Origin of the sequence: Variovorax cryoconiti (assembly GCF_051216395.1) — a bacterium.
Lineage (GTDB): Bacteria > Pseudomonadota > Gammaproteobacteria > Burkholderiales > Burkholderiaceae_C > Variovorax.
The window spans coordinates 750-1,093 of record NZ_JBPJZI010000060.1 but is presented as its reverse complement, the minus strand read 5'-3'; the positions used below and the strand labels follow the sequence as shown (position 1 = coordinate 1,093).

Genomic DNA, 344 nt, shown 5'->3' with positions numbered 1-344 from the left:
GCCGTCGCCACCGCATCGAGCCTGGCTTGCGCCGTGCGATGCGTATCTGCGCAACGCTGAAGCCGCTTGAGCTCGCCCTCCGGCACCGCGAGCGCCTGCGCCTCGGCCTGCAGGCGCGTGACCTTGTCCTGCTCGCCCTTTGCCTTCTCGTGGCTCTGTGCAAGCGCCTCAAGCTGCTCGGCCAGGCTTTCGACGGTTTTCTCCTGCGCGATGCGCGAGGCCGCCTGCCGCGCAAGGCGCAGGTTTTCGCGCGCGCCGGCATCGGCCCTTGCTGCAGCCGCGTGACGGGGTTCCCACGCCTGCAATTCGCCCAGCGCCTTGGCCAAGCCTTCCTGTGCCGCCTG

Annotated in this window: 1 pseudogene; it reads right to left on the bottom strand. The window is 70.1% G+C overall.

Annotated features, from left to right (window positions below):
* Positions 1-344 (bottom strand): annotated as a pseudogene (locus ACSFA2_RS25710) (AAA family ATPase); the annotation flags it as partial.